General features: G+C 72.4%; 16 protein-coding genes. 8 read left to right on the forward strand and 8 right to left on the reverse strand.

Annotated elements, in window-relative coordinates; genetic code table 11:
- Positions 1-339: 339 nt before the first annotated feature.
- On the forward strand, positions 340-2,403 hold the full coding sequence (locus WMF22_RS29130; RefSeq protein WP_438031891.1) for a hypothetical protein: 2,064 nt from the start codon (positions 340-342) through the stop codon (positions 2,401-2,403).
- A 2-nt stretch (positions 2,404-2,405) separates the two neighbouring features.
- Here the strand turns inward: WMF22_RS29130 and WMF22_RS29135 are convergent, their stop codons facing one another.
- Both WMF22_RS29135 and WMF22_RS29140 read right to left on the reverse strand, forming a co-directional pair.
- Positions 2,406-6,413, reverse strand: coding sequence for a serine/threonine-protein kinase (locus tag WMF22_RS29135; RefSeq protein WP_438031892.1), 4,008 nt, complete (start codon positions 6,411-6,413; stop codon positions 2,406-2,408).
- A 7-nt stretch (positions 6,414-6,420) separates the two neighbouring features.
- On the reverse strand, positions 6,421-7,359 hold the full coding sequence (locus WMF22_RS29140) for a hypothetical protein (protein WP_438031893.1): 939 nt from the start codon (positions 7,357-7,359) through the stop codon (positions 6,421-6,423).
- A gap of 130 nt (positions 7,360-7,489) precedes the next feature.
- On the opposite strand from WMF22_RS29140, the gene WMF22_RS29145 reads away from it, so the two are divergent.
- Positions 7,490-8,896, forward strand: coding sequence for a serine/threonine protein kinase (locus WMF22_RS29145; protein ID WP_438031894.1), 1,407 nt, complete (start codon positions 7,490-7,492; stop codon positions 8,894-8,896).
- Positions 8,897-8,939: 43 nt separating this feature from the next.
- Here the strand turns inward: WMF22_RS29145 and yddG are convergent, their stop codons facing one another.
- From yddG to WMF22_RS29160, 3 genes are all read right to left on the reverse strand, one after another.
- Positions 8,940-9,935 (reverse strand): aromatic amino acid exporter YddG, encoded by a 996-nt coding sequence (gene yddG / locus WMF22_RS29150; protein ID WP_438031895.1) that lies wholly within the window; start codon positions 9,933-9,935, stop codon positions 8,940-8,942.
- Positions 9,936-10,074: 139 nt separating this feature from the next.
- Entirely contained in the window at positions 10,075-10,875 is an 801-nt protein-coding gene (locus tag WMF22_RS29155) for a helix-turn-helix domain-containing protein (RefSeq protein ID WP_438031896.1), read from the reverse strand.
- A gap of 132 nt (positions 10,876-11,007) precedes the next feature.
- Positions 11,008-11,838 (reverse strand): matrixin family metalloprotease, encoded by an 831-nt coding sequence (locus tag WMF22_RS29160; protein ID WP_438031897.1) that lies wholly within the window; start codon positions 11,836-11,838, stop codon positions 11,008-11,010.
- Between the two features lie 661 nt (positions 11,839-12,499).
- On the opposite strand from WMF22_RS29160, the gene WMF22_RS29165 reads away from it, so the two are divergent.
- The 5 genes from WMF22_RS29165 (at position 12,500) to WMF22_RS29185 (ending at position 18,150) form a co-directional block, all read left to right on the forward strand.
- Positions 12,500-13,327, forward strand: coding sequence for a TIGR02452 family protein (locus tag WMF22_RS29165; RefSeq protein ID WP_438031898.1), 828 nt, complete (start codon positions 12,500-12,502; stop codon positions 13,325-13,327).
- A 213-nt stretch (positions 13,328-13,540) separates the two neighbouring features.
- Complete coding sequence (locus tag WMF22_RS29170) at positions 13,541-15,211, forward strand: serine hydrolase domain-containing protein (protein ID WP_438031899.1); 1,671 nt, start codon at positions 13,541-13,543, stop codon at positions 15,209-15,211.
- 96 nt (positions 15,212-15,307) lie between these two features.
- The gene (glgC, locus tag WMF22_RS29175; RefSeq protein ID WP_437293288.1) at positions 15,308-16,570 is read left to right on the forward strand and encodes a glucose-1-phosphate adenylyltransferase; all 1,263 of its coding nucleotides are present in this window, start codon (positions 15,308-15,310) and stop codon (positions 16,568-16,570) included.
- A 161-nt stretch (positions 16,571-16,731) separates the two neighbouring features.
- On the forward strand, positions 16,732-17,766 hold the full coding sequence (locus WMF22_RS29180) for an aspartate-semialdehyde dehydrogenase (RefSeq protein ID WP_437293289.1): 1,035 nt from the start codon (positions 16,732-16,734) through the stop codon (positions 17,764-17,766).
- Positions 17,767-17,775: 9 nt separating this feature from the next.
- A complete protein-coding gene (locus WMF22_RS29185) occupies positions 17,776-18,150 on the forward strand; it encodes a DUF4406 domain-containing protein (RefSeq protein WP_437293290.1) in 375 nt (124 codons plus the stop codon).
- A gap of 63 nt (positions 18,151-18,213) precedes the next feature.
- Here WMF22_RS29185 and WMF22_RS29190 read toward each other — a convergent pair whose 3' ends face one another.
- Positions 18,214-19,221, reverse strand: coding sequence for a hypothetical protein (locus tag WMF22_RS29190; protein WP_437293291.1), 1,008 nt, complete (start codon positions 19,219-19,221; stop codon positions 18,214-18,216).
- A 488-nt stretch (positions 19,222-19,709) separates the two neighbouring features.
- Between WMF22_RS29190 and WMF22_RS29195 the strand changes: the two genes are divergently transcribed.
- Positions 19,710-21,125 carry a right-handed parallel beta-helix repeat-containing protein gene (locus tag WMF22_RS29195; RefSeq protein WP_438031900.1) on the forward strand — a complete coding sequence of 472 codons (1,416 nt, stop codon included), beginning with the start codon at positions 19,710-19,712 and terminating at the stop codon, positions 21,123-21,125.
- A 265-nt stretch (positions 21,126-21,390) separates the two neighbouring features.
- Here WMF22_RS29195 and WMF22_RS29200 read toward each other — a convergent pair whose 3' ends face one another.
- Together WMF22_RS29200 and WMF22_RS29205 are read right to left on the reverse strand one after the other, a co-directional pair.
- Positions 21,391-23,136, reverse strand: a complete 1,746-nt coding sequence (locus tag WMF22_RS29200; protein WP_438031901.1) for a glycoside hydrolase family 5 protein — start codon at positions 23,134-23,136, stop codon at positions 21,391-21,393.
- Positions 23,137-23,788: 652 nt separating this feature from the next.
- The gene (locus WMF22_RS29205; RefSeq protein ID WP_438031902.1) at positions 23,789-24,553 is read right to left on the reverse strand and encodes a TVP38/TMEM64 family protein; all 765 of its coding nucleotides are present in this window, start codon (positions 24,551-24,553) and stop codon (positions 23,789-23,791) included.
- Positions 24,554-24,757 lie beyond the last annotated feature (204 nt).

Genomic DNA, 24,757 nt, shown 5'->3' on the forward strand with positions numbered 1-24,757 from the left:
AAAAGGAGCGAGCGTCCGGCGCAGGATCCCGTCGTTCCGCTTCGTCGAACGCGCTTTCCCATGATCGGCGAGCCGTTGCCGGACGCGTGCCAGCGCGGGCTGGTTCGCCGCGAATCCGCCGCGGGGATCGCATGAAAACCTGGAAGGCCGTTGAGCCTGTCGCGCGCCGCGCTAAGCTCCTCGACACAGGCTTCGAGACATCAATCTCCAGGCTGATTGGGGGCCAGCTGGCATGTCGCCGCGGGCCGAGAGCCGGACGGCGCCTGCTCGGACAACCAGCTCTTCTGGAATGACAGAGGCGATATGTTGAGGTTCCGCTCCACGTCCGGAGATCGGAAGATGGCCGAGCTCAGCGTCTCGGCGCTCTCCGTATCCGCTGCGATGTCCGTCCTCTCCCAGGGTGCATGGGGGACGGACGCGCCGCCCGCAGCGGAGGTCCAGTGGGCCTATGCGCTCGTCGCTGCGCTCGGGTATCTGCCAGCCGCGATCGAGATCGCCGCGGCCACGCTGCGGCGGACGGGAATGTCGGTCGAGGCGTATTTGCGGAAGAACGCGGCGCAGCTGGACCCGGGGGGACCCGAGGGGGAGATCCTGGGTCTGGTGCTCGGCGACGCGCTGGAGTCGCTCGGCGAGGAGGCGCGCCGGGTGGTGCATGCGCTCGCCGTGCTGCCTGCGGCGGGCATTCCGCTGGAGGTGGTCGCCGCCGCGGCGGGGAAGCCGGCGCCCTCCGCCGCGCGGCCGCTCCAGCTGCTCGTGCATGGGCGGGTGGTGTCGCTCGAGCAGGGGCCGCAGACCTTCACGATGACGCCCCCCGTGCGCGCCGCGGCCCGCGAGGACGCGGCGGCCGACGCGAGGCGCTGGGACGCGCTCCACCGGGGCTCGGCGGACGCGATGCAGGCGCTGCTCTTCTGGACGGCCGCGGCCGAGGGGCGGCCGGAGGCGGCGTCGCGCCGGCGCGTCGCCTGCGAGCTCTTCGCGGCCCTCGACCTCGCGCCGTTCCGGGACGGCGAGCGCGGCGCCGAGGTGCTGGCGCGGGCGCTCGTCGACGCCTGCACGGTGGTCGATCTCGGGCTCCCGGCCGAGCTCCAGCAGCGCTTGCTCGACGAGGCGGCGCGGCTCTCGGGCGGCGCGCTCCCCGAGCTGCGCGAGCGCGCGCTCGCGGCGCTCGAGAGCGCGCGTCGCGCCGAGCTCGCGAGCAAGCGGCGCGGCACCTTCGGGACGCTCCGCGCGACGCCGGCCGCCCGCGAGCGCGGCCGCCCGGGTCACCGCGACGCCCTCCGCAAGGCGGTGCGCGCGAACGCGCAGCGCGCGGCGGCGCGGAGCTCGCCGCCGGCCGACGACGAGGTCTTCCGCAGCGCAAAGGAGCTGCTCGCGCGCGGCAACCGGCGCCTCGCCGAGGGCGCGCTCGAGGCCGCCGTGGCGGACTACGGCGAAGCGCTCGCCGGGTTCGAGGCGGCCATGCACGGGCGTGGCCAGGCGACGGCGCTCCTGCTCCGCGGCGACGTGCACCGGCGGCAGGGGGACCTCGCGGCCGCCTCGCGCGATCATGAGCGGGCGCTGTCGCTGTTCAAGGCGGCGTCCGACCGGGCCGGAGAGGCGATGGGGTTGCTCGCGCGCGGCAACCTCCGGCTCGACCAGGACGAGCTGGCGGGGGCGGCGAGCGACTACGGGTGCGCGCTCACGCTCCTCAGGGCTTGCCGCGATCGCCTGGGCGAGGCCAACGTGCTGAAGGCGCAGGGCGATCTGTGCTTCAGGGAGGGGGACCTCGCGGGCGCCGCGCGCGCCTACGACCGCGCGCTCTACATCCTCGAGGGCGTGGAGGAGCGCGTCCTCAGCCAGCTGCGCTCGCCCCCGCCGAGCAGCCGCGATGAGCGTCGCGGGGGGAGCTCACGCGCCCGCGCCGCGCGCGAGGTGCTCCCGCAGCCCGATCTCCTCCGGGCGCTCGGGTGCGAGCAGACCCACGCGCGCACGTGGCAGGCCCGCGGCGACCTGCGCCTGCGAGAGCGGCAGACGGCGCTCGCGACGCGCGACTATGGCAATGCGATCCTGCTGTACCGGGACAGCGGAGATCGCCGAGGCGAGGCCGCCGCGCTCAAGGCCCGCGGCGACCTGCGCCGCCAGCGGGGCGCGCTCCCGGGCGCGCAGCGCGACTACGAGGACGCGCTGCGGCTCTTCGAGGAGCTCGGGGACAGCGCGGGCCAGGCCGCGGTGCTCCACGCGCGCGCCGATCTGCGCTGCGAGCGGGGCGACACCGCCGGGGCGGCGCTCGATTATTCGAGGGCGCTCGCCCTGTTCGACGCGACGGGCGACCTCGCTGCGCACGCGGGCGCCAAGGGCGCCGTCACGGGCGTCTCCCACCGCGAGGACCCACCGCGCCGCGCCGCGGCCGCTGTCCCGCGGTGAGGCTAGCTCCCTCGCTGCCGCTCGAGCCGCGCCCGCATCATGTTGGGGATGCTCCCTGCTGCCTCGATCGCCCTCGCGAGCGCCGCGCTCGCCTCCGCGTGACGGCCTCGCCGAGACAGCGCGCGCGCCCGCGCCTCGATGACCTCGATCCGCTCCTGCCCCACGGAGAACCGGGCAGACCGCGCCTCCAGCTCGTCCCACTCCTCGGCGCTCGCCTCCCGCGTCGCCAGGTCGATCATCGACCAGTGCACCTCTTCCGCGGGGGCCATCGCCATGTCCTCGCGCCCCGCCGCCGCGGCCTTCGCCTGCTGAGCCCGGATCGCCTCGATGAGCTCGCGCGCCCTGCTCTCCTCGCCGCGGTAGAGGAGCACCCTCGCCAGGAGCAGACGCACCACCGGCCGCGCGTCCTCCCCGCGCTGCTGGCGCTCGAGCGCCACGGTCCGCTCCACGTGGGGCGTGGCCGCGTCCAGGGCGCCCATCAGGTAGAGATACTCGCCCAGGTTGAACTCGCTCACGAGCTCCAGCATCCCGAGGCCCAGCTGGCGCGAGATGGTGAGCAGGCGGCACAGATCCGCGATCATCCCCTCGGTGTCCCCCTGGCAGGCTCTGAGCAGCGCCCGGCCGTTGAACGCCGGCCCGAGGTGCAGGAGATCGCCGCGCTCCTCGCACATGTGGATCGCCCGATCCAGCGCGGCGCCTGCCTCGTCCAGCTTTCCCAGCCCCGGGTAGATGGCGCCCAGGAGGAGCAGCGACACGACGAGCGTCTCGTAGCCCTCGTCGCCCAGCCCCTCTGCCTGCGCCGCCGCGCGCTCGAACTGTTGCGCCGACTCCTCCTCCCGGCTCTCACGGTGCAGCGAGCGCGCCACCCCCATCGAGAGCCGCGCCGCCAGCGCGGGCGGCAGATCGCCGCGCGCGAGCGCCCCCGCCCCCTCCACGCGCTGCTTCGATCGACCGTAGTCGTCCATCCAGTCGAGCGCCGTGGCCTCGTCGAGCAGGATCTCGATCTGCTCGATCACGTCGCCCTCCAGGGTCGCCATCGTGCGCGCGCGATCGAGATCGCCGAGCGCGTCGTGGTAGCGGCCCAGGCGGTAGCGCATCAGCCCCCGGCCCCGGTACGCCTTCCTCCGCCGCACCCCGGGCGCCTCGACAGGCTGCGCGAGCGCCCGGCTGTAGTAGAGCTCCGCCTCCACGTAGGCGTGCCGCGCCCGCGACCGCTCGGCGAGCTCCAGGTAGGCGTCCTCCGCGACCGTCGCGAGCCCCGCCTCGGCCGCGTGGTGCGCGATCCTGAGCCGCCGCTGCTCCCGGCCCTCGTGGGCCGCCTCGCGGTGGTGCTCGTACGCTGCCAGGTGGATCCGCCGCCGCTCGGCCTCGGCGACGTCCTGCGCCACCGCCTCCCGCACCAGCGCGTGCCGGAAGCGCAGCCGATCTTTCCGATCGCCGACCAGCACGCCCACCTTCAGCAACCGCTCGGTCCCGACGCGCGCATCGAGCGGGAAGGCCGCGCCGTCGCCGCGGAGATCCAGCTGGCGCAGCACGCCCGCGATCTCGTCGATCGACACCTCTGCGCCGAGCAGCGAGACGAGCCGCGCGTGCGCCCCGAGCGCCGGCCCGAGCGCAGCGATCTCCGCGTGCGCCAGCGGATCGAGCGACGGCAGCACAGGGAGGCGCTCGAGCTCGTCGGTCGCCAGATACCACGCGTCACCCCGCAGGTGCCGGCGCAGGATCCCCTCGCGCTTGAGCCCGTGCACGAGCTCCACGAGCAAGAGCGGCACCCGCTGCGAGCGCTCGAGCAGGCGATCGATCGCCGGCTCCGGCACGTCCCGCGCGGGCAGGAGCAGCCGCCTGCACAGCGCCCGCGCGCTCTCGTCGTCCAGCGGCTCGAGCCGCAGGGCCTCGTGTCGCGCGGCGCGCTCGCCCCAGGAGGGGTGCGCCTCGGCGAACGCCGGGCGCCCCATCGCGCAGATCCACAGCGGTGTGGCCTCGTCCGCGAGCGCCGCGTACTCGATCGCGGCGAGCGTCGCGTCGTGGGCGAAGTGCGCATCGTCGAGGAGGAGGATCACGGGCGACGCGGCCGCGCACTGGCGCAGGCACTCGCCCGCCGCCCGCACGCGCGCCGAGCGAAGCGCGCCGGGCGCGGCCCGGAGCGCCTCGAGCTCGGGGAAGATGTCGACGCCCGTCTGCTCGTCCACCCATCCGAGCGCCATCGCCAGCCCCAAGCGGAGCTCCTCGCCGAGCACGGCACCGAGCGACTCCGGGAGCGCCCCGCGGACGCCGCTCTCCGGGGGCTGCTCGGGCACGCAGAGCGCCTTGCGCACGAGCTCGTGGAGCGTCGCGTCCGACGCGCCGCTCGTGGGCTCTTGCCCGCGCAGCTCGATGATCCGGGCGTGCGGCAGGCGCTCGCGGAGCTGCTTGCCGAGCTCGACGAAGAGGCGGCTCTTCCCGTGACCGGGCCCGCCGGTCACCGAGACGACCGTGGGCTTCTTCATGCAGAGCGCCTCCTCGGCGCTCTGCAAGAGCTGCTCGAGGATGTCGCGACGGCCGACGAACCCGCCGGGGCGCGTCGCGTCCCGCGACTGCTCCTCGATGCCCGGCGGGAGCTCGTCGCCCGCTGTGGGGTGCGACGGCTCCGGGAGCGCGGCCGACGCCTCGGGCGTGAGGAAAGGCCCCAGCGGCCCGGCGGCGGACGGCCACCGCTCGGCGCGCGAGAAGAGCGGGCTCAGGAACCGCCGCGTCCCGTCCGGGCGCGCCTGGATCGACACGGGCGCAAGATCGATGAGGACCCGCGTGCACAGCCCGCGTCGCAGGAGCTCGTCGGCCGCCCGCTGCGCGCGGCGCGCGGGGCTCGCCGTCCCCTCCTGGCCGAAGACGCCCACGTAACGAGCGCCGGAGGCGTGCGCGAGCTCGCCGCCGAGCGCCAGGAGCCTGCGCTGCACCGCGATGCGATCGGCCGCGCTCTCGAAGAACAGGAGCCCCATCACGCGGCGCTCGATGCCGGCCCCGGAGCGCGACCCCTCCCGCACGCTCGCCGCGACCTCGTCCCGGAGCGCGCGCTCCAGCGCCACGCGGAGCTCGCTCGCGCTCGCGAACCGCTCGCTCCGTTCCTTGGCGAGGCAGCGGTGCACCACCTCCTCGACCGCCTGCGGCACGGCCGCGCTGGCCGACAGGCGCGGCGGTCTGCGGCTCCGGTGGTCCTCCAGCACCGCCGCGCGCGGCCCCCAGAACGGGGGCCTGCCCGCGAAGAGCTCGTACAGGATGACGCCCATCGCGTAGATGTCGGCGCGCGCGTCGAGATCGGGCCACCCGGCCGACTGCTCCGGCGCCATGTACTCGGCCGTCCCCACGGCGAGGTCCTCGTCCTGCCCGTCGTAGCGCCACCCCACGACGCGGGCGATGCCGAGGTCGATGAGTGTCGCCTTCGCCTCGTCGACGAGGATGTTCTCGGGCTTGACGTCGCAGTGCACGTAGCCGCGCGCGTGCACGGCCTCGAGGGTCGCGAGCGTCGCGAGCCCGAGCCGGGCGGCCTCCTCGATCCGCGGAGCAGGGCGCGCCGCGAGGCGGGAGGCGAGCGTGGGCGCGGCGATGTGCTCGATCACCGCGTAGGGCGAGCCGTCGTCCAGCGCCCCCCACGCGTGCACGGCCGGCACGTGGGGGGCGCCGATGGCCGAGAGCGCCTCGACCTCATCCCGGAGGCGCTGGCCTGCGCCGCGGCGATCGGCGCGCGCGAGCTTGATGGCCACGCGCGCGCCGCCGCCCTCCGGCTCGGCCTCGAAGACGAGCCCGAAGCCGCCCTGCCCCAGCGTCCTGCGGGTCCAGTAGCCGGGGAAACGAGGCAAAGCGACGGGGACGACCTCCGTGATCTCCGGAGGAATCGACGACTGGCCGGACGGCGTCCGAGCGGACTGCGCGCACTCGGGGCACGCGCCCTGATTCCGCCGCCCGCAAGCCGGACAGCGCCCCCCTTCCCGGGTCGCGCGTTCAGGCTCCTCGTCTCGCAGGGCTTCCGAGCGCATTCCGCTCCTAGGGGGCGGGCGTCAAGAACGTGGTCACCACCTGGTCCGTGCGCACATAAGGGCTGACGAAATAGTTCGTGATGCACCCCCTGAAGAAGCCGGCGTTGGTGTCGACCCCGTTGCACAGCTGATTGCACGAGCCCCAGATCACCATGGATCCGCACTGCTGCCAGGTGACTTCCCCGGTGGTAGGGTCGGTCTCGACGTGGCCGGCCGCGCAGTCGCGTTGCACCTGTCGCGCACGAACGTAGCCCACCGAATCGTAGCAGGCGCCCAGGTAGGGCGTCGCGGCGAACAGGTTGCCCCAGAACGCGCCCTCTCTCACCGGATAGGCCGCGCGCTCCGCCCAAGTCGACGTCAGCTCGTTGTTTCGAAGGGAGATGTTCACCGAAACACCGTACCAGTTTACCCGCGCGGCGATGCAGGCCGAGATCTGATGCTGGACATATGTATCGTTACTGATGGGGCTGGTCGCCCACCAGTGCGCGTAGCCGAGATCGCCGCGGTACAACTCCGGGTGGGCGACCCCGCTGCTGTCGGTCCATGAGAACGCGAACGTCTGGTCGGGGCGCAGAGAACAGCTCACGATATAGCGCATGAGCTCCCGCGCCAGGGCGCCGTTCGTTCCCGGACTCTTGATGGTCGCCAGCGCGGTCGGGTTCAGCGCGGTCGGGTTCAGCGCGTTCGGGGTCAGGCCGTTCGGGGTCAGGCCGTTCGGGGTCAGGCCGTTTGGGGTCAACCCGTTCCAGAGGTAGCCGTTGTTGGCAACGAGCTCGCTCTCGGCTTCCCCGACGAGCTCCTCCGCCTGCTCGTCGATCTCGGCGCCGATGCAGGCAGCGGTAAGCAGAGGTAATGCGAAGACCGCGACACTTCGTGAACAGCAAAGAACCATGATGGTCCCCCTTTTCATCGCCGCGATTTGGCGTTTAAGGTCGAGTAGCCGCAAAGTTTAAGTTACCATTTCGAAATGCTTCTGCATAGCGCTTTAGTAAAGGATGCGTTCGATCCAGAGCGCTCGCTGGCAGCAGAGCTGTAACGCGCCGCGACGCATCGCGACGCACGGCGCGGAGGAGCAGATGAGCGACGAAGAGGACGAGACCAGGCCGTTTTCGGATTTCGAGAGGTCGTCCGCGCGCGGCGAGTTCCCGCCGGGCACCCTGGCGGGCGAGTACATCCTCGAAGGATTCATCGCGCGTGGCGGCTGCGGTGTGGTCTACGGGGCGAGGCACGTCCGATCGGGCAGGCCCGCCGCGGTCAAGGTGCTGAGCGAGGCGGTGGCGCACTCTCGCCGCGTTGTCGATCGGTTCGCACGCGAGATCGAGGTGCTGCGGTCGATATCCCACCCGAACATCGTGGAAATCTATGCGGTAGGTGAGCTGAACAACTATCAGCCATTCTATGTCATGGAGCGCCTCGATGGCCAGACTCTCGACGCGCTGATCCGGTCCCAGACGCGGCTCACGCCGCGCGAGACCCTGGAGCTGATGGAGCCTGTGTGCGCAGCGCTAGCAGCCGCGCACACAGCGGGCATCGTTCACAGGGATGTGAAGGCGAGCAACATCTTCATCTGCTCGAGCCCGCCACGTACCGTGAAGCTGCTCGATTTCGGTATCGCAAAGATGATGGCGCCCGAGGAGGGGTCGACATGGCTCACCACCGCCGGACGTATGCCCGGGACGCCATCCATCATGGCTCCAGAGCAGATCCTCGGCGGTCCTATCGATGCGCGGGTGGACGTCTATGCGCTTGGCGTCCTCCTTCATCGTATGCTGGTGGGCCGGTTACCGTTCCACACACACGACATGGACGAGATGGTGCGGAAGCACCTGGAGGAGCAGCCGCTGCCCCCGAGCCTGCGGGTCCCGCTGCCCATCGAGCTCGACGCGGTGGTGCTGCGGTGCATGGAGAAGCGGCGGGAGCGGCGCTTTGGCTCGGTCGAGGAGCTGATGCGCGCCCTCAGGGACGCCATCGGCGGGCCCGCGTCGGGCATGCCGAGCGGGCCCGACCCGACGCACCCCGCGGTGGCGGTCTACCTGGAGGTCCGGACCCGCGGCGACGCCGGCGAGCTGGACGACGCGCTGACCTTCGACATCGGTCGGGTGCTCGACATCGCCGAGTCGCAGCTCTCGCGCGCAGGCTTCATCCTCGCGTCGATCACCGGCAACGAGGTGCTCGGCGTTCGCCTCCTCCCGGCAAACGCAGCCGAGGCGCTGCGGGAGCGGCGCGCGGCGATCGAGCTCGCGACCACCGTGCACCGGGCGCTGACCCAGCGACCGGAAGCGGACCCGCGCCTGCACGTCAACGTGTGCGTGCACGCGGACGACGTGCAGGCCCACCTCTCGCCGCAGCCCGAGATCACCGGGGGCGCGCTCATGTGCGCGGGGCACTGGGCTCCGGCCGACGACGTGCAGGGGGTGTTCGTGACGCCGAGCGCGAACGCGGGCCTGCTGGACGACGAGCCGACCCCCACACGCCGCACGTAGCCACGAGCCGCGACGAAAGAGAGCGCCCTCGATCGCGGGCGCGTCAGCGCCGCGATCGAGGGCGGGTGATCCAGCGCGCGAACGTCGACAGCCCGCGGGTGCCGGCGCTGACGTTCGCCGCGGGCGCGGTCGACACGAGGCCGCCGACGGCCACGAGCGCGCAGGCCGCGAGCAGCTGGGCGCTCGCCTCGGCGTGGCCGGCGACGCAGAGCAGCAGCGTCGAGAGGATCGGCGCGCCGTAGGACAGCACCCCGAGCTGCGGCACGTCGCCGTGCTTCGTCGCGTGATCCCACGCGAAGAACGCGACCCCCACGGGGCCGAGCCCGAGCGCGAGCAGGCCGAGCGCCTCTCCGGCCGTCGGCACGACCGTGCGCTCGAACGCGAGGTGCCCGGCCAGGCCCAGGGCGGCCGTCGCGGCGCAGGAGCCTGCGATGGCGTCGGCAGGGACCTCGGCGAAGCGGCGCTGGAGCACCGAGTACGTCGACCAGAGGAGCGCGCAGCCGAGCGCGGCCAGGTAACCGGGCATGTGTGCGGCGCTCAGGCGGACGGCGTCCCCGCCGGCGACGAGCGTCCAGACGCCCGCGAGCCCGAGCAGCGCCCCGACCACGTGCCCGCCGCGCAGGCGCCCGCCGGGGAGCGCCGCCGAGAGCAGGACGATGAGCAGCGGCCACAGGTATGAGATGACGCTGACCTGCACGGGCGGCGCGGCGGAGAGCGCATAGAAATAGAGGGCGTGATAGCCGAACAGGCCGCCCACGCCGAGGATCCAGCTGCCGAGCGGCTGGCGCAGCGCGCCGAGGCCGCCCCCGCCGCGCCGGGCGAGCCGCGCCGCGCCGAGGAGCGCCGCGAGAGCGAACGTCGACGAGAGCACCTGGAGCGGCGGCAACCGGCGCACCGCGGTCGAGAGCAGGGCGAGGCTGCCCCAGAGCCCGATCGCCGCGACGCCCGCCAGGGTGGCGGCTCGCCGCGAGGGGCGCGCCGCTGGCGTCGCAGCCATCACCGCGTCCGACAGGGCGTCGCCGTGCGTCGTGTCCGACATGGCGCCGAGCATGGCGCGCCGGCCGGCCGCCGTCTTGGCTCAGGCTCCGGCGTCGTGTGCCGGGACTACGGGCCCGCGCCGCAGCGACATTCACCCGCGCCCCGGCTCGCTGTGCCCAGGCTGCGCGCCAGCAGCGCGACTACGCTCGCCCGCGCCGCGGCTCGCCCCGACGCTCGGCCCGGACCGCGCGACGCAGGGCCGCCGGGGTCACGCCGCGGCGGCGCCGCAGGCTGCGGGTCAGGCAGCTCTGGTCGGCGTAGCCGCAGCGGATCGCGATCTCCGCGATCCCGAGCTCGGTGCGGGACAGCAGGTCGGTCGCGCGCGCGAGGCGCAGATCCGCGATGCGCTCCTGCACCGTCGTCCCGAGGACCGTGCGGAACAGATGGTGGAGGTGCCCCGGGCTCAGCTCCGCCCGCGCGGCCACGTCCGCGACGGTGAGCGGCTCGTGCGCGTGGTCCTCGAGGAAGCGCAGCGCACGGCGCAGCTTCTCCGGGGCGCGCGTCGGGCCGAGCGCGCCGAGCGCGCCGCTCGCCCCGCGCTCGGCCAGCGTGAGCACGAGCAGCCCCGCCCACCGCCGGCGCAGCGCGACCGAGCCGCCCCGGTCGAGCTCGTCCGCCGCGGTCCGGACCAGGTGCGCGGCAGCGGCGTCGAGGGCGATCGACCCGCCGGCGATCCGCTCGAACCACGGCGCGGCGCCGAGCGCTTCCGCGGAGGCGGGCGGCACATCGATGACGAGGAAGCGATTCCGGTCCGGCGCCGCGAAGGCGTGGCGGGTTTCGCACGGGACGAGAGCGCCCGAGAGCCCGGATGCCATGAGCTCTCGACCGTCCATCGAGAGCGCTATCGCGCCTTCCAGAGGCAAGACCAGCTGGTGGTGCGCGTGGCGGTGCGCGACCACCTCGGCCGAGTATCGCCGGACACCGAGCTCGACCTCATCCATGGCGCGCCATGATCTCACGCGCGGCGCGCGCGCGCCATGGGCCCTCGGGCTCCCTACACCTCGCCGGCGCTCCCGCCGGCGCGGCGCGCGGGACGCAGCGCGCGCGGGACGCAGCGCGCCGCGGGGCGGAGCTCACCGGCAGGGCGGGCCGTACAGGGCCGCGGCGCCGCGCGCGTCGTGCTCCGTCAGGTCGAGGTCGCCCCAGTTCGTGCCGTTGCACCACGGATAGTGCATCACCGAGCCCGCGTCGTACGGCGTCAGGGCGCGCCAGCCGCCGTCCTCGAAGCAGGCGCCCGCCTCGGGCCGCGTGTGCTCGTGCCGGAACCCGAGCGCGTGGCCGAGCTCGTGCCGCAGGACGCCCGTGAGCGTCCAGAGATCCAGCGGGCCGAGGGCGGTCGAGTTGATGAGGAGATTGCGCGCGCGGCGCGAGCTGTCGGGGAAGAACGCGCGCGCGTAGTACTGCTGCCCCTCGACCGGGCGCACGTCGAAGACGACCCTCTTGTTGCGCGCATCACACGCGTCGTCCTGGTCCGCGCGGTGAACGAAGCGGACGCCCGCCACCTCCTCCCACGCCGCGGCGGCGCTCTCCATCGCGGAGACCACCGCGCCATGGTCGTCACCGAACGCCTCGCTCACGCAGTAGCTGAGGTTCCGCTTCTCCCTGTCGCTCCACCTCACGTCCCTCCCACGGCTCTGATCGACGATGAGCGCTCCGCGCTGGACGTGGCGCTCGTAGAACCGCTGGAGCCCGTCGAGGCCCTCGACGGGAATGTCGCCATCGACGATGTAGATGCCGCTCTCCGGCTCACGATAGGCGCGCGCCTCGAACTCGTCGAAGCTCACCTCTGTATCGCCGACCTGCTCGGAGATCTCCTCTCCCCCAGGCGCGCCGGCGGCGCACCCGACCGACGCGAGCGACAGGACGAGGAGACCAAGAGACTTCGTGGACAGATGACTCATCATACAAGTACCTCTCGTTCATGCCTTTCCCTCTCGGGTCAGGCGAGGGCGCGCAGCACCGCAGTGAGCTCCGCCGGACGGCGCCACGGGACCCCCACGGCGGGTCGGGCCGACTCGACTGCTGGTACGGACGCGGATGGCGTCCGGTTTCGCTGTCCGATATTGGCAAGCGACGTGCCGCACGCGCGATGGCTTGACTTTGCGGTCCAGAGGTCAAGCGCGGAGCGATGGAGTCCACACGTGTGGAGCGGGCGCTTGCGCACCTGTGCAAGGACTTGCGTATCGAGATCGAAGCAGCGCGCGCCGCCGGGACCGGCTCGACGCGGTGGATCGATCGGGCTTCGTCCCGCCGTCGTGCAGCTTCCATCGCGCGAACAGCGTCGAGCGTCGTGATCGTGCGCCGCGCGGGGTGGCGCGCCCGCGCCCGGTGGCGACCCCCGCGGGGGGCGCGCGCCGGCGGCTCGAGCTCGCCGCGCGCGACGGGCAGTGGGCGCTCTTCTCGGTGCGGCGCCGACGCGGCGCAGGGCGGGGAGCGAGGGAGAACCCTGACTGGAGGAAATCGCCGGCCCGCCTGCTCCTCCGGCAGAGGGGGCTGCGCGCCCCGCCGCGCCCGCGCCGCGCGTTTCGCTGGACGAGCGGCCGCGGCTCGCCAATCCTTGGGCGCATGAAGCTGACCAGCATCGCCGCAGAGACCGTGCAGATCGCGAGTCGCGGCGAGTACATCGCGCCCTCGGGCGCGACCGTTCGCATCCGCGACCGCGTGCTCGCCGCGGTGAAGGGGACCGTGCTTTACCGGCCCGGATCACTCGACGCCTGGGAGCCGAAGGAGCGCCTCGATCGCCCGACGGCGATCGAGGTCACCGGCGAGACCACCGGGGCGGCGGGGCGGAGGCTCATCGAGCAGGAGGGCGAGGCCCGCGTCATGGCCCTCAACTTCGCCTCCGCCAAGAACCCCGGGGGCGGGTTCCTGCGCGGGGCCAAGGCCCAGGAGGAGGACCTCGCCAGGTGCTCGGCGCTGTACGCGTCCCTGGTCGAGCAGCGCGAGTATTACGACCAGAACCGGGCCTGCGGGAGCTTTCTCTATACCGACCACATCATCTACTCGCCGGACGTGCCGTTCTTCCGCGACGAGCAGCACGCCCTGCTGGACCGGCCGTTCGCGCTGTCGATCCTCACGGCGCCGGCGCCGAACGCCGGCGAGGCGTTCCAGCGCGATGACGCCACGGACCAGGAGATCCGGGCCACCCTGGAGCGCCGCGCGGACATGGTGCTCGCCGCGGCGGGCGCGCACGGGCACCGGTGCCTGGTCCTCGGGGCGTGGGGGTGCGGCGTCTTCCGCAACGATCCGCGCGAGGTCGCCGACGTCTTCGCCCAGTGCCTCGAGCGCCCGCGCTTCCGCGGCGCGTTCTCGCGCGTGGTGTTCGCGGTGTACGACCGGGGCGCCGATCGGCCGAACTACCGGGCCTTCCAGGAGCGGTTCGCGCAGGCGTAGGCGCGTACCGCCGCCGGCGCCTCCGATCCCGCGCGCGCCGCCACGGCCCCGCGCGGATCACACCGTGGGATCCCCACCCCAGAGCTGCGCATACGTCGCGCGACGTCGCGCCCCCCGCCTACCTCCACCGCCAAAATCGAGGACTCGCCCCTTCCGCCGGGTCCGTTTCGAATTGTCGGGTCGCGATCGAAGAGCGAGAGTCATGGCTCCGACTTGAGGACGATCGACGACAGGCTCGCCGCGCTCCTCGTCGCGGCCGTCTTCTCCGCGTCACCCCTGCTCCTCTGCGGGTGCGCGTCGACCGCGCCCGCGCCGCGGGCCGTCGCGCGGGGGGCCGCGGCGCCGCTCGACCAGCGCTTCGCCAGCGAGCCCGCGCCGGCGCCGCGCTTCCTCGATCCGGAGCGCGGGCGGAAGCTCCGCGCGGCGGCGGCCGGCGTGCAGGCGCTCGCGCGGCGCGCCGCGGAGAGGGAGCGCTTGCCGGCGCTCGCGCTGGGCGTCGTCATCGACGAGGAGCTCGCGATCCAGGCGGTGCTCGGCGTGCGGGACGCCGCGGCGGGCGGAGCGGTCGACGAGCACACGCGCTTCCGCATCGGCTCCGTCACCAAGCCGCTGACCGCGGCGGCGATACTGCGGCTCCGCGACGAAGGGCGGCTGTCGATCGACGCCCCGGCGGCGCGCTACCTGCCGGCGCTCACCGGCGTCGTCTACCCGACGCGCGACGCGCGGCAGATCACGGTCCGGGACCTGCTCACGCACAGCTCCGGCCTGCCGCGGCTCGGGGTGTTCCCCCCGGCGTCGACGTCGCGCGACGTCACCGAGCGGGAGATCCTGGCCACGCTCGACGGCTTCGGGCTCGAGAGCGCGCCGGGCACCGCGACCTCCTACTCGAACCTCGGCTATTCGCTCCTCGGGCTGATCGTCGCGCGCGCCGCCGGCGTGCCGTACCGGCGCTACATGAGCGACGCGGTGCTCGGGCCGCTCGGCATGCGCGACGCCGCCTGGGACCCGTCGCAGGTGCCGCCCGGCGCGCTCGCGTCGCCCCACGCGCGCGGCGTCGACGGCGTCGACGACGGCGCCGTGGCGCCGATCCAGCCCTGGCGGCTCGGGGCCTCCGAGGCGACCGCGGGGCTCTACGCGAGCCTCGCCGACATGGGTCGCTTCGTCGGGTTCGAGCTCGCCGCCTGGCCCGCGCGCGACGCGCCCGAGGCAGGGGCCCTGCGGCGGAGCACGGTGCGCGAGTCGCACCTGATGGCGCGCAACGGCTCGGCGTTCCCGGCCGGCGGCGGCGACGACGGCCCCGGGCTCGGCTGGCACGTGCGCGAGGACTGCGACCTCGGCCACGTGGTCTTCCACAATGGCCTGATCGACGGTTTCTCCGCGTCGGTGACGCTCCTCCCGCAGCGGGGCGTCGGCGTCGTCGCGCTCGCCAACGTCGCCGGCGCCGATCTCGAGTCGCTCAACGCGGACGTGCTCGGCCAGCTGGCGGCGACCGGCGCCATGGAGGCGCGCGTCGCCCCGCCCTCCCCGCCCGTGCGCCGCGCCGCTCAGGCCGTCGCCTCGGTCATCGGCCGCGCGCGCACGGGGGCGCTCGATCGCAGGCTCAGGCCCGGCTGGTTCCCCGAGGCTCACCTCGCCTCCCTGCGAGAGGCGCTGCGCGACGCCGGCGCGCGGGTGGGGGCGTGCGCGCTCGACGGCTCCGCCGTGGTGGAGAGCGCCACGGCGGCGCGCTTCGGCCTGCGCTGCGAGCGCGGCGCGCTCTCGCTGGCCGTGCGCGTGGACACCTCGCCGGACGCGCGGATCACGTCGCTCAGCGTGGAGGAGCAGACGGGGGCGATCGGCCGGGAAGCCCCCGGCCCGCGCGACCGCCCAGCCCGCTGCCGCTGAGCGATCTGCAGCCCGGTGGGTTCGCCACTCCTGCTAGTGTAACCGCGCCCATCGTCCCGGGCGTCGAACCGTCCCCCTCACCTCGCGGAGACCCGCTTGAAGCACAACGACGTGGTGGTTTTGATCCTCGGCGGAGGCGTAGGAAGCCGCCTCTACCCGCTCACCAAGCTGCGCTCGAAGCCAGCGGTCCCGACCGGCGGCAAGTACCGGCTGGTCGACATCCCGATCAGCAACTGCCTCAACTCGGGGTTCAACCGCATCCACATCCTCACGCAGTTCAACTCGGTCTCGCTCCACAACCACATCACGCAGACGTACCGATTCGACGTCTTCTCCGCCGGCGCGGTGCAGATCCTCGCGGCCGAGCAGACGCCGACCCACAGCGACTGGTACCAGGGCACCGCCGACGCCGTCCGCAAGCAGCTCGTCGAGGTGAAATCGCCGAACCCGCGGGACGTCATGATCCTCTCGGGCGATCACCTCTACCGCATGGACTACGAGCCCTTCCTCGAGCACCACCGCGAGACCCGGGCCGACGTCACGCTCGCCGTCCGCCCCGTCCCGACGGCCGAGGTGTCGCGCCTCGGCATCGTGGACACCGACGACACGGGGCGGGTGGTCAGGTTCATCGAGAAGCCGAAGGACATGAAGCTGCTCGACAACGTGCGGCAGGTGCCCGATCCGGCGACCCCGTGGCTCGCCTCGATGGGCGTCTACATCTTCAGCGCGAAGGCGCTCTACGAGATGCTCGAGCACGACAACGCCTCCGACTTCGGCAGCCACATCCTCCCCCGGGCGCTCGACACCCATCGGATGATGACCTACACGTTCGACGGGTACTGGGAGGACATCGGCACGATCCGCAGCTACTACGAGGCCAGCCTCGCGCTCACGGACTCCGATCCTCCGTTCTCGTTCTACGACCCGCAGCGGCCGATCTACACGCGCCCGCAGTTCTTCCCCCCGGCCCACGTCACCGCCGGCTCGGTCCTCGACCAGGTGCTCCTCGCCGAGGGGAGCCGGATCATCGAGTCGAAGATCTCCCGGTCGGTCGTCGGGCAGCTCTCCTCCATCGGGCCGCACGTCTCCATGTCGAACACGGTCATGATGGGCGCGGACTACGAGTCGCTGTTCCAGGCCCACGGCCCCGAGAGCACGCGGGGTCTGCCGCCCATCGGCATCGGCCGGGGGTGCACGATCGACGGCGCGATCATCGACAAGAACGCGCGCATCGGCGACGGGGTGGTGATCCGCAACATCCCCGACCGGCCGGACAGCGACGCCCCGTACTACGCGGCCCGGGAGGGCATCGTGGTCGTCCCGAAGAACGCCGTCGTCCCGCCGGGCACGGTCATCTGAGCGCGGGCCGCGCCCCGGCCGCCGAGGGGACGGCGGCTGGGCGCGCGGGCGGGAGGGGCGCGCCGCGCGGCCAGGCTGTAGGTAGGTAGGCAGAACGCCGCCGCGGCGCCCGGCCACTCGCCCCTCGTCGGCTGGGCCCCGGTCTGGTAAAGAGCGCCCTTATGCGAATCTGCATCCTCGGCGCCACGGGCCTTGTCGGCCGCGAAACCATCACCCTCATCGCGCGGGCCTGGCCCGGCGCGACGCTCGCCCTGTTCGCGAGCCGGGACCAGGAGCTCACCCTCGACGGCAAGTCGTACGAGGTGCTCGGCGCGTCGCGCCTCGAGACGCAGGACGCCCCCCGCGGAGACCTCGCGTTCGTGGCCCTGGATGACGATCACAGCAAGCGGTACGTCCCGCGGCTCGTGGAGCTCGGGTACCGCGTGATCGACAAGAGCAACACGTACCGCGCCGACCCGAAGGTGCCGCTCGTCGTCGCCGGGGTGAACTCGAGCATCGTCGACGACTCGGTCCGGCTCGTGGCCAACCCGAACTGCACGACCATCCCGCTGATGCTCGCGCTCTCGCCCCTGCGCCGGGAGTTCGGGCTGAGCGCGGTCACGGTGAGCACGTACCAGGCGGTCAGCGGCGCCGGCATCGCCGCCCTGGACTCGTTCCTCGCGGACGCGCGCGACGGCTTCCAGGCCCTCGATCGCCTGGGCCTGCCGTTCAAGCCGTCGGGCTACGCCGGCAACACCGTCCCGCACAACGGCGGCACCGACGAGAGCGGCTTCTCCTCGGAAGAGCGGAAGCTCATCTTCGAGAGCCGCAAGATCCTGAGCATGCCGGAGCTCGGCGTCTCCGCGCAGTGCTGCCGGGTCGGCGTCGCGGTCGGCCACTACGAGAACGCGTGGGTCACGTTCGATCGCCCGGTGGATCTCGAGCGGGTCGCGAGCATCCTGGGCGATCCGGCGAAGTCGCCCTTCGTGAAGCACCTGCCCGGCGCCGCCGGCGAGGGCCTGAGCGCGCTCCACTGCGTGCACGACCGCGACCTCGCGCTGGTCGGGCGCATCCGCCCCGATCACCGGGACCGCGACCGGAAGAGCGTCTGCCTGACCGTGGTCGGGGACAACCTTCGGCTCGGCGCGGCCACCAACGCGGTCCGCGCCGCGACGCGCTGGTTCCCGAGCGCCGATCGGGACCTGCAGGCCCCCTGACGGCAGACGATGCAAGCCACCCAGCCCCTCATGATCCTCGTCGCCGGGCCGTATCGCTCGGGCACGGGCGATGATCCGGTCCTGATCGCGGCCAACGTTCGCGCGATGAACGACATGGCGGTGCGCCTCTTCCGGGCCGGCCACCTCCCCGTCCTCGGCGAATGGTTCGCGCTGCCGCTCATCGAGCACGCCGGGTCGCGGCAGATCGGCGACGAGATCTTCAATGAGATCTTCCATCCCGTCGCCCGCCGGCTCGTCGCGCGCTGCGACGCTTGCCTGCGGATCGGCGGCCCCTCGAAGGGAGCCGACGAGATGGTCGAGCTGTCCCGCTCCATGGGCAAGCAGGTCTTCTTCAGCTTCGACGAGGTGCCGGGCTGCGCCTAGCCGCGGCTGGCCACACGAGAGACACGTGGGAGGCGCACGAGACGCCGCGGCGGCGCGGTCTCTTCAGGGCTCGGACCCCGGCCAGCCAGCGCCGACAGGGAGCGCCTGCACGTCGGGGAAGAGCATGTAAATACGCTTTCCATTCCACGTCTGCCCGTGGGGCGGCGAGGGCGCGGCCGCGGCGACGCTCGCGCGCACCGCGCGCCCGAGCGCGGCTGCGCCGTCGAACGCCTGGCTGAGCGCCGCGAGCGCCTGCGCCAGCTCGGGGAGCGACGCGTCGCCCGACGTGCCCCGCGCGACGAGGGCGTCGACCTCGCGGCTGCGCACGCCGAAGTCCGACGGCAGCGGGTGCGCGGGCTGCGCCGTGACCGCGGCGTGGAGGAACTGGCGCTTCGCCACGCCGCCCGCCTCGCCGAAGCCCACGACGAGCTCGAAGAGCGCCGACGCGACGCCGAAGCCTGGCTCCACCTCGCCGGGGTCGTGGGGCTGGGAGACCCTGATTCCCAGATCATCGAGGTACTCGAACCCCGTATGGCTCAGCGCGGCCGAGCGCTCCGTCTCGGGCAGGGGCGGCGCGACCCGCACCTCGCCGCTCTCGAAGACGATGACGCGCGCGTACGTGAAGCGCGCGTGCGGCACCGCGAGCCGCACGCGCGCGAGCTGCGCCGCGACCTCCGCCGCCGCGCCGATCTCGAAGCGGGAGCCCGGAAGGTGGCGCGCGATGCCCGCCAGCGTCATCCCCGCCGCGTCGGGCCAGGGGCACACGGCGACGTGCCGCGGGAGGGCCTCCGCCTCGCCCGGCGCACACACGCGCTCCAGCCCGAACGAGGCGGGGGCGAGGAGCGGCGGCCGCTGGCCCTCCATCCGCCGCAGATCGCCGAACAGCCAGGCGCGGTTCTCCCCGTGGTGCTCGGGCGCGAGCATCCGCGCGCCGACGAGCAGCGCGACGGTGCCCCCGGCGCGCGCGAGCCATGCCTCGGGCACGGAGAGGTGCTCGTACAGGAAGGCCTCGACGATGAGCTGCCACTCGCGGGGCGGCTCGGGAGGCAGGGGAGCGGCGGTACGGTACATGGCGGGTGCGGGGCTTCGAACAGCAGCGCGCTCGGCCCCGGATGCACACACGAGACGGGGGAGCTCGTGAAGCAGCGTATCCAAGCCGGGAGCGCCGCGGAACACGGCAGCGCGCCGCTGCCGCCGATCGGCGAGCGCGCTGCCGTGCGAGCCATCGGGCGCGCCGGCGGCTCCGGGCGCCATCGATGCGGGCGGCTGGGGAAGCCTCGAGCCTCGATCCGGTGACGAGCAGTACTGCAATCGTGCGCTTGCACGCGAACAGCGCGTCGCCGGTCGAGAGCGGTGATTGGTCTTGCCCCCACGTCGACACCCTCCTGGCGACGGCCGTCCTGTCGACGCTCGACGCTGCCCCTCGGGGGTCCGGGCGCCGGGCCCCGAGCGCGAGCGCGGAGCAGGGGGCGCCAGGTCTCTTTCACCGTCCGGAGCTTGGAATGAAGACTCGATTGCGCACCATCTCAGCGATACCCGCAACCCTCATCGGATTGCTCATGGCAGCGGCCTGCGGCTCGGACGCCGGCAGCGACCCGGAGAGCGGCGGCGGCGGCTCGGCGACGGGGGGCTCGCCCGAAAGCGGCAGCTCGGCGACGGGGGGCTCGCCCGAAAGCGGTGGCTCTGGCGCGGGCGGCGGCGTCGCGAGCGGCGGGACGTCGGGCGCCGGCGCGGCGGGCTCGGGAGGCTCCGCCGCCACGAGCAGCACCGGCAGCGGAGGCGCGGACTCCGGCGCGGCGAGCACCGGCGGGAACGGCGCCGGAGGCGCGGGCTCCAGCGTGGCCGGAGCGGGCGGCAGCGGCGCCGGAGGGGCCGGAACGGGCGGCAGCGGCGGTGGTGACGCGGCGTATCCGTGCGACGGAGACACGAGCGGCTACAACGCCGTGGTGACCCGATCCGGATCCGACTGGATCGCGAAGAACGGCGCTCGCAACGTCTACAGCGGCGGCGACATGCGGGCCGCGATGCAGGCGGCGCTCGACAGCTTGAGCTCCGGCCGCACCAGCAAGCAGAGCGTCCTGGTCCAGGGCTCCGGGACCGTGGCCGCGAGCTCGAGGCTGAACGTGCCCAGCTACACCGTGCTCAACGTCTGCGGCACGATCGAGGTCACCGGCACCGGCTCCGGCGACAACGCGCCCATCTACGCGCGCGGCCGGACCGACATCGAGATCCCGAACGTCACGATCAGCGGCACCCCGCTCTACGCCATGTTCTTCCGCGACGTCGAGAACCTGCGCCTCGGCCATGTCGAGCTGCGCGTCTCGAGCGGACTCGGCGTCCGCATCGACAACCATGGGCGCTCGGACCGCGCCAACAAGGTGAAGAACATCGAGATCGACCATGTCCACGCCGAGGGGACCAGCTCTCACGCCGTCGAGACCTACGGCGTCGACGACATCCGCATCGGCACCGTCATCGCGCGCGACACAGGGGAATGCGGCCTCCTCCTGAACGACACGACCAACGCCGAGGTCGGGAAGGTCGACGCCGTGAACGCGGGCGCGGGCACCGGCTACGCGGCGTTCCGGCTCGCCAACCGCGCGGGGCGCATCGGCAGCGGCTACCCCACCAACATCCACGTCGGCCAGGTCATCGCCCGCGGCGGCGGGCGCGGGATCTTCTGCGTGTCCGAGAGCGGGGGCGTCACGATCGACCGGATCGATCTCGCCGACACCGGCAACAACGCGATCCTGATCGAGAACTGCCACAACGTGAACATCGCCGCCGAGTCCGGGACCGTCGACGGCGGCGGCGACATCCGCCTGGCCGCACGCGCCGAGTTCGCGAACTCCTCGGACATCACGATCCAGAACCTCACGATCACGGACACGGCCGTCAACGAGAACCCCTGCGCCGAGAACAGCACCTTCCGCAACCTCACGCTGGTGAACGCCCGCAACAACAGCTGCGATTAGAGCGGCGGTCACCCGCTTCGGATACGGGCCCATCTCGACGTTTTCGGTGCTCAGCGCACTGGAGTGCGCTTGCGCGCCGAAAACGCCGATCTGGGCCCGTCTCCTGTGCGGGTGACCGCCGCTCTGCTGCCGCTCTGCTGCGGCTCTGGATGGTGCAGAGGGGGGCGGAAAGCGCTGTAGAGCGGGGTGCACAAAGCTGGAGTCACAAAAGAGAACCGCCCGCAGGTCCAGGCCCGCGGGCGGTCTTCTTCGTCAGCGGCTCGGCCTACTTGAGGCGGGCCAGCATCTCGACCTTCTCGGTGTCCAGCCCCGTCCAGGTGCCCCAGCCCGACTTGTCCGCGTCGGTGTACTTGTGGTTGTAAATACCACCCGTATCACCCGACTCGGGGTTGATGGACCAGTACGTGAAGTCCGTCATCTTCTTCTTGATGAGGTAGTCCACGTACATGTTCTGCCACTCCCAGTCGTAGCGCTTGCCGGCAGGCAGGTGCGCCCACTGCTGGGCGAGCGGCGGATCCATCTCGTTCTTCGGCCAGTCCTTCACGCCGCCGAACTCGCCGGTGATCACGCAGAACTTCTGGTCGTGCAGGAACCCGAAGTGCTCGTCCCACTGCGCTTCCAGCTTCGCGACAGCCGCTGCGTTGCTCCGCTCCAGGATGAGCCCGCACCCGGCCTTGGCGGCCGCCTCGTCCTCGAGCCCGACGCACTCGGGCTTGGACTGATCGACGTGCTGCTTCTGAACGAACACTGCAGGCCCGTAGGTGTGGGGCGAGAAGCAGAGCCGATTCCGGGGGATCTGGATCGGATAGGCGGTCTGTCCGTAGAAGTTCTCACCCCAGTTCGGGTTGAGGTCGGGGTCGCCGTGGGGCTCCGGCTCCAGCGTCAGGCCGCTGGCGCCCGCGGGCTGGTGGCTGCCGGAAACGCCCTGGACCACCGCGATCATGTCGTCGTTCTCTTCGGCGATGACGTCGTAGCAGGCCTTGGCCATGTCCGCCCACTCGGGCCAGCTGTACTTCCACGGCTCGTTGAAGCAATCGACGCCGATGATGTTCTTGATCCCGAGCTTCTTGGGCAGCTGCGCGATCGTACGGATGTCCGCGAGCCACTTGTCGTAGTTGTAGGCGTCCTCGCCCGTGAGGCAGTTGTAGTCGTCCGCCTTGTAATCGTAGTTCTCGCGATCGCTGTCCACGTATTTCGGGGAATCGTCGAGCCTGCCCGCGCGCCACCCGAGGTGGTTCGAGCAGGAGTGGATGCCGATGATGACGTTCAGTTTGTTCTGGTCGGCCTGCTTGAGGAAGTCCTCCAGCGCCTCGAGGGCGTTGGCGTACGGGTAGACGCTCTCGTCGTTGTTCCTGATCCGGGGCTCGGTGGTGCTGTAGTTGCCGTCCGGGTGATTGGCGACCAGGGTCTGCGGCGCGATGGGGAGACGGATCGTGTTGAACTTGAGGTTGGAGCTGGTGAGCTCCTTCATCGTGTCCGCGATCGTGCGCGGGGCGCTGCTCTCCGCCCACCACATCGACCCGATGAAGAGCTCCATGGCGCCGGGACGCTCGAGATCGTCCTGTCCCTCGAGCCCGAACCAGTTGCCGCCGCGAACCTGGATCTCCGTGCCGTCCTGCGTCAGGCGGCCGTTGTCGAGGTTGACGCGGAACCTGCCGGTCGGCGAGCCGTCGGTGTCCGGCGTGGGCTTCGCGTCCGGGTTGCCGCTGCCGCTGCCGCTCGGGATTCCAGCGCCGGCGCCGCTGGTGTCGCCGCTGCTCGTCGAGCTGCCCGCGCCGGCGCCGTTGCCCACCGTGGTGCCCGCGCCGGCGCCGTTGCCCACCGTGGTGCCCGCGCCGGCGCCGTTGCCCACCGTGGTGCCCGCGCCGCTGCCGTTGCCGCTGCCCGCGCCGCCGGAGCCCGTCAGCCCACCCCCGGTCGCCGCGGTCGATCCATCACCACCGCAGGCGATGCCCATCAGAGCAAGGGCGGCGAAGGAACACAAGAAGATATGGCTTCTTCGGATTCTCATAGGTTCGTTCTTTCGTTAAGCACAAATTCAGAGCACGGCGCACTGCTTCGAGCGACAACCCCCACGGCTCGTCCGTAAGACAATCTCAGCCAGATAAACGGTTGGTCACGCTCTACAGTCGACCCTGCGCAGAATTCGCAATCAAGCAACACCGACGGGTTGCCAACCGGGCTCGCATGTTACCCGCCACCAAACAGAGGGTCAAGACGAGACGCATCCCCCGATGCCCGGACCGGTTATCGATAGGGCGGTGTTTTTCCCACGACGGTGGATCGCAGGAGGCGCTCTCCTCCAACGGGATCCTGCAGGAGCGCTGCACGAGCGGGCGACCACCACGAGGCGCTTGACTTTCGAATTGCACATCAATCGCCGGACCACCCGGGCGCCCTGCGCTCCCGGGGGGCGCGCAGCGTCATTCGATAGGTGCACAGCGTCATTCGACAGGTGCGCAGCGTCATCCATCCTGCGCACAGCGTCAAACTCGACGAAAGGGGACATCGGCAGAGCTCGTCAATGGAAAAGGCACGCTGAAAGACCACGACTCGCCACGATGCCTGTCACGGGGCACGCGACGCGTCGACGCGTCGACGCGCTGCTCCGGCCTTCATCGATCCTGACGGCGGCGGGTGTGCCGGCGGCTGAGCGGGTAACGCTACTCCCCTCCTCTTCCGCTTCCGCTTCCGCGTCCGCGGCCCTCGCCCTCCCCTCGCGGTCTCCGCCAGCGCTCCGGCAGGCGCACGAGGAGCAGCGCGAGCCCCGGCAGAAGCACCATCCCTGCGAGCAGCAGCAGGGAGGACGTGAGCCGCGCGGCCGAGGCGCCCACCGCGGCATAGGTCGCCGAGATGCCCAGGTTGGCCAGGGCCGTCACCGTGACGAAAGCGCAGAAGGGCATGCGGCCCGCGCCCGCGAAGACGAGAGACGCCTCAGCGAGCACGGGCACGCCGCGGAAGAGGAGCAGGAACCAGCGGCCGTGCCGCTCGGCGGCCCGCGTCAGGCGCGCGAGCTCCGCCTCGCCCACCATCCGCTGCAAGGCCGGCGCGCCCGCGCGCGCGCCGACCAGATAACCCAGCCCCGAGCCCACCATCATGCCCGCCCAGGAGACCGCCGTCCCGCGCCAGAAGCCGAGAAGCCCGCCCGCCGCCGTGCTCACCAGGCTCGATGGCACCGGCAGGACGATATCGCCGGCGAGCAATCCGCCGAGGACGAGCGCCGTCGCCGCGGGCGAAGGCGGCGCCGCGAGCAGCCTTCGCGCCGCGGCCTCGAGGCTGTCGGCGAAGAGGAAGAACGGCACGAGGATGACCAGGAGGAGCAGGCCGGAGAAGCCGGCCCACCCGGGCCAGGAGCGCCGGGAGCGCGCGGTCGCGCCGGGGAGGCGTGCGCCCCCCGGAGGACGGGTCGAGTCAGACGATCGCGACATGCAGCGCTCCAGGTCCGGTGACGGGCCGGCCGCCCTGCGAGGAGGAGCGAGCCAGCAGGCGCGCGAGTATACGTCCCTCACGCGGTCCGCCCTCGGGGGAAAGAGACGCTGGTTCAGGATTTGTCCACGCACAGGGGGAGTCGCCTTATTCAACAGCCCTGGAGACCGCGGCGCGCGCAGGAAGGGCTCGAATTCAGGGCACCC

Origin of the sequence: Sorangium sp. So ce204, assembly GCF_051526795.1 — a bacterium.
Classification (GTDB): Bacteria; Myxococcota_A; Polyangia; order Polyangiales; family Polyangiaceae; genus Sorangium; species Sorangium cellulosum_B.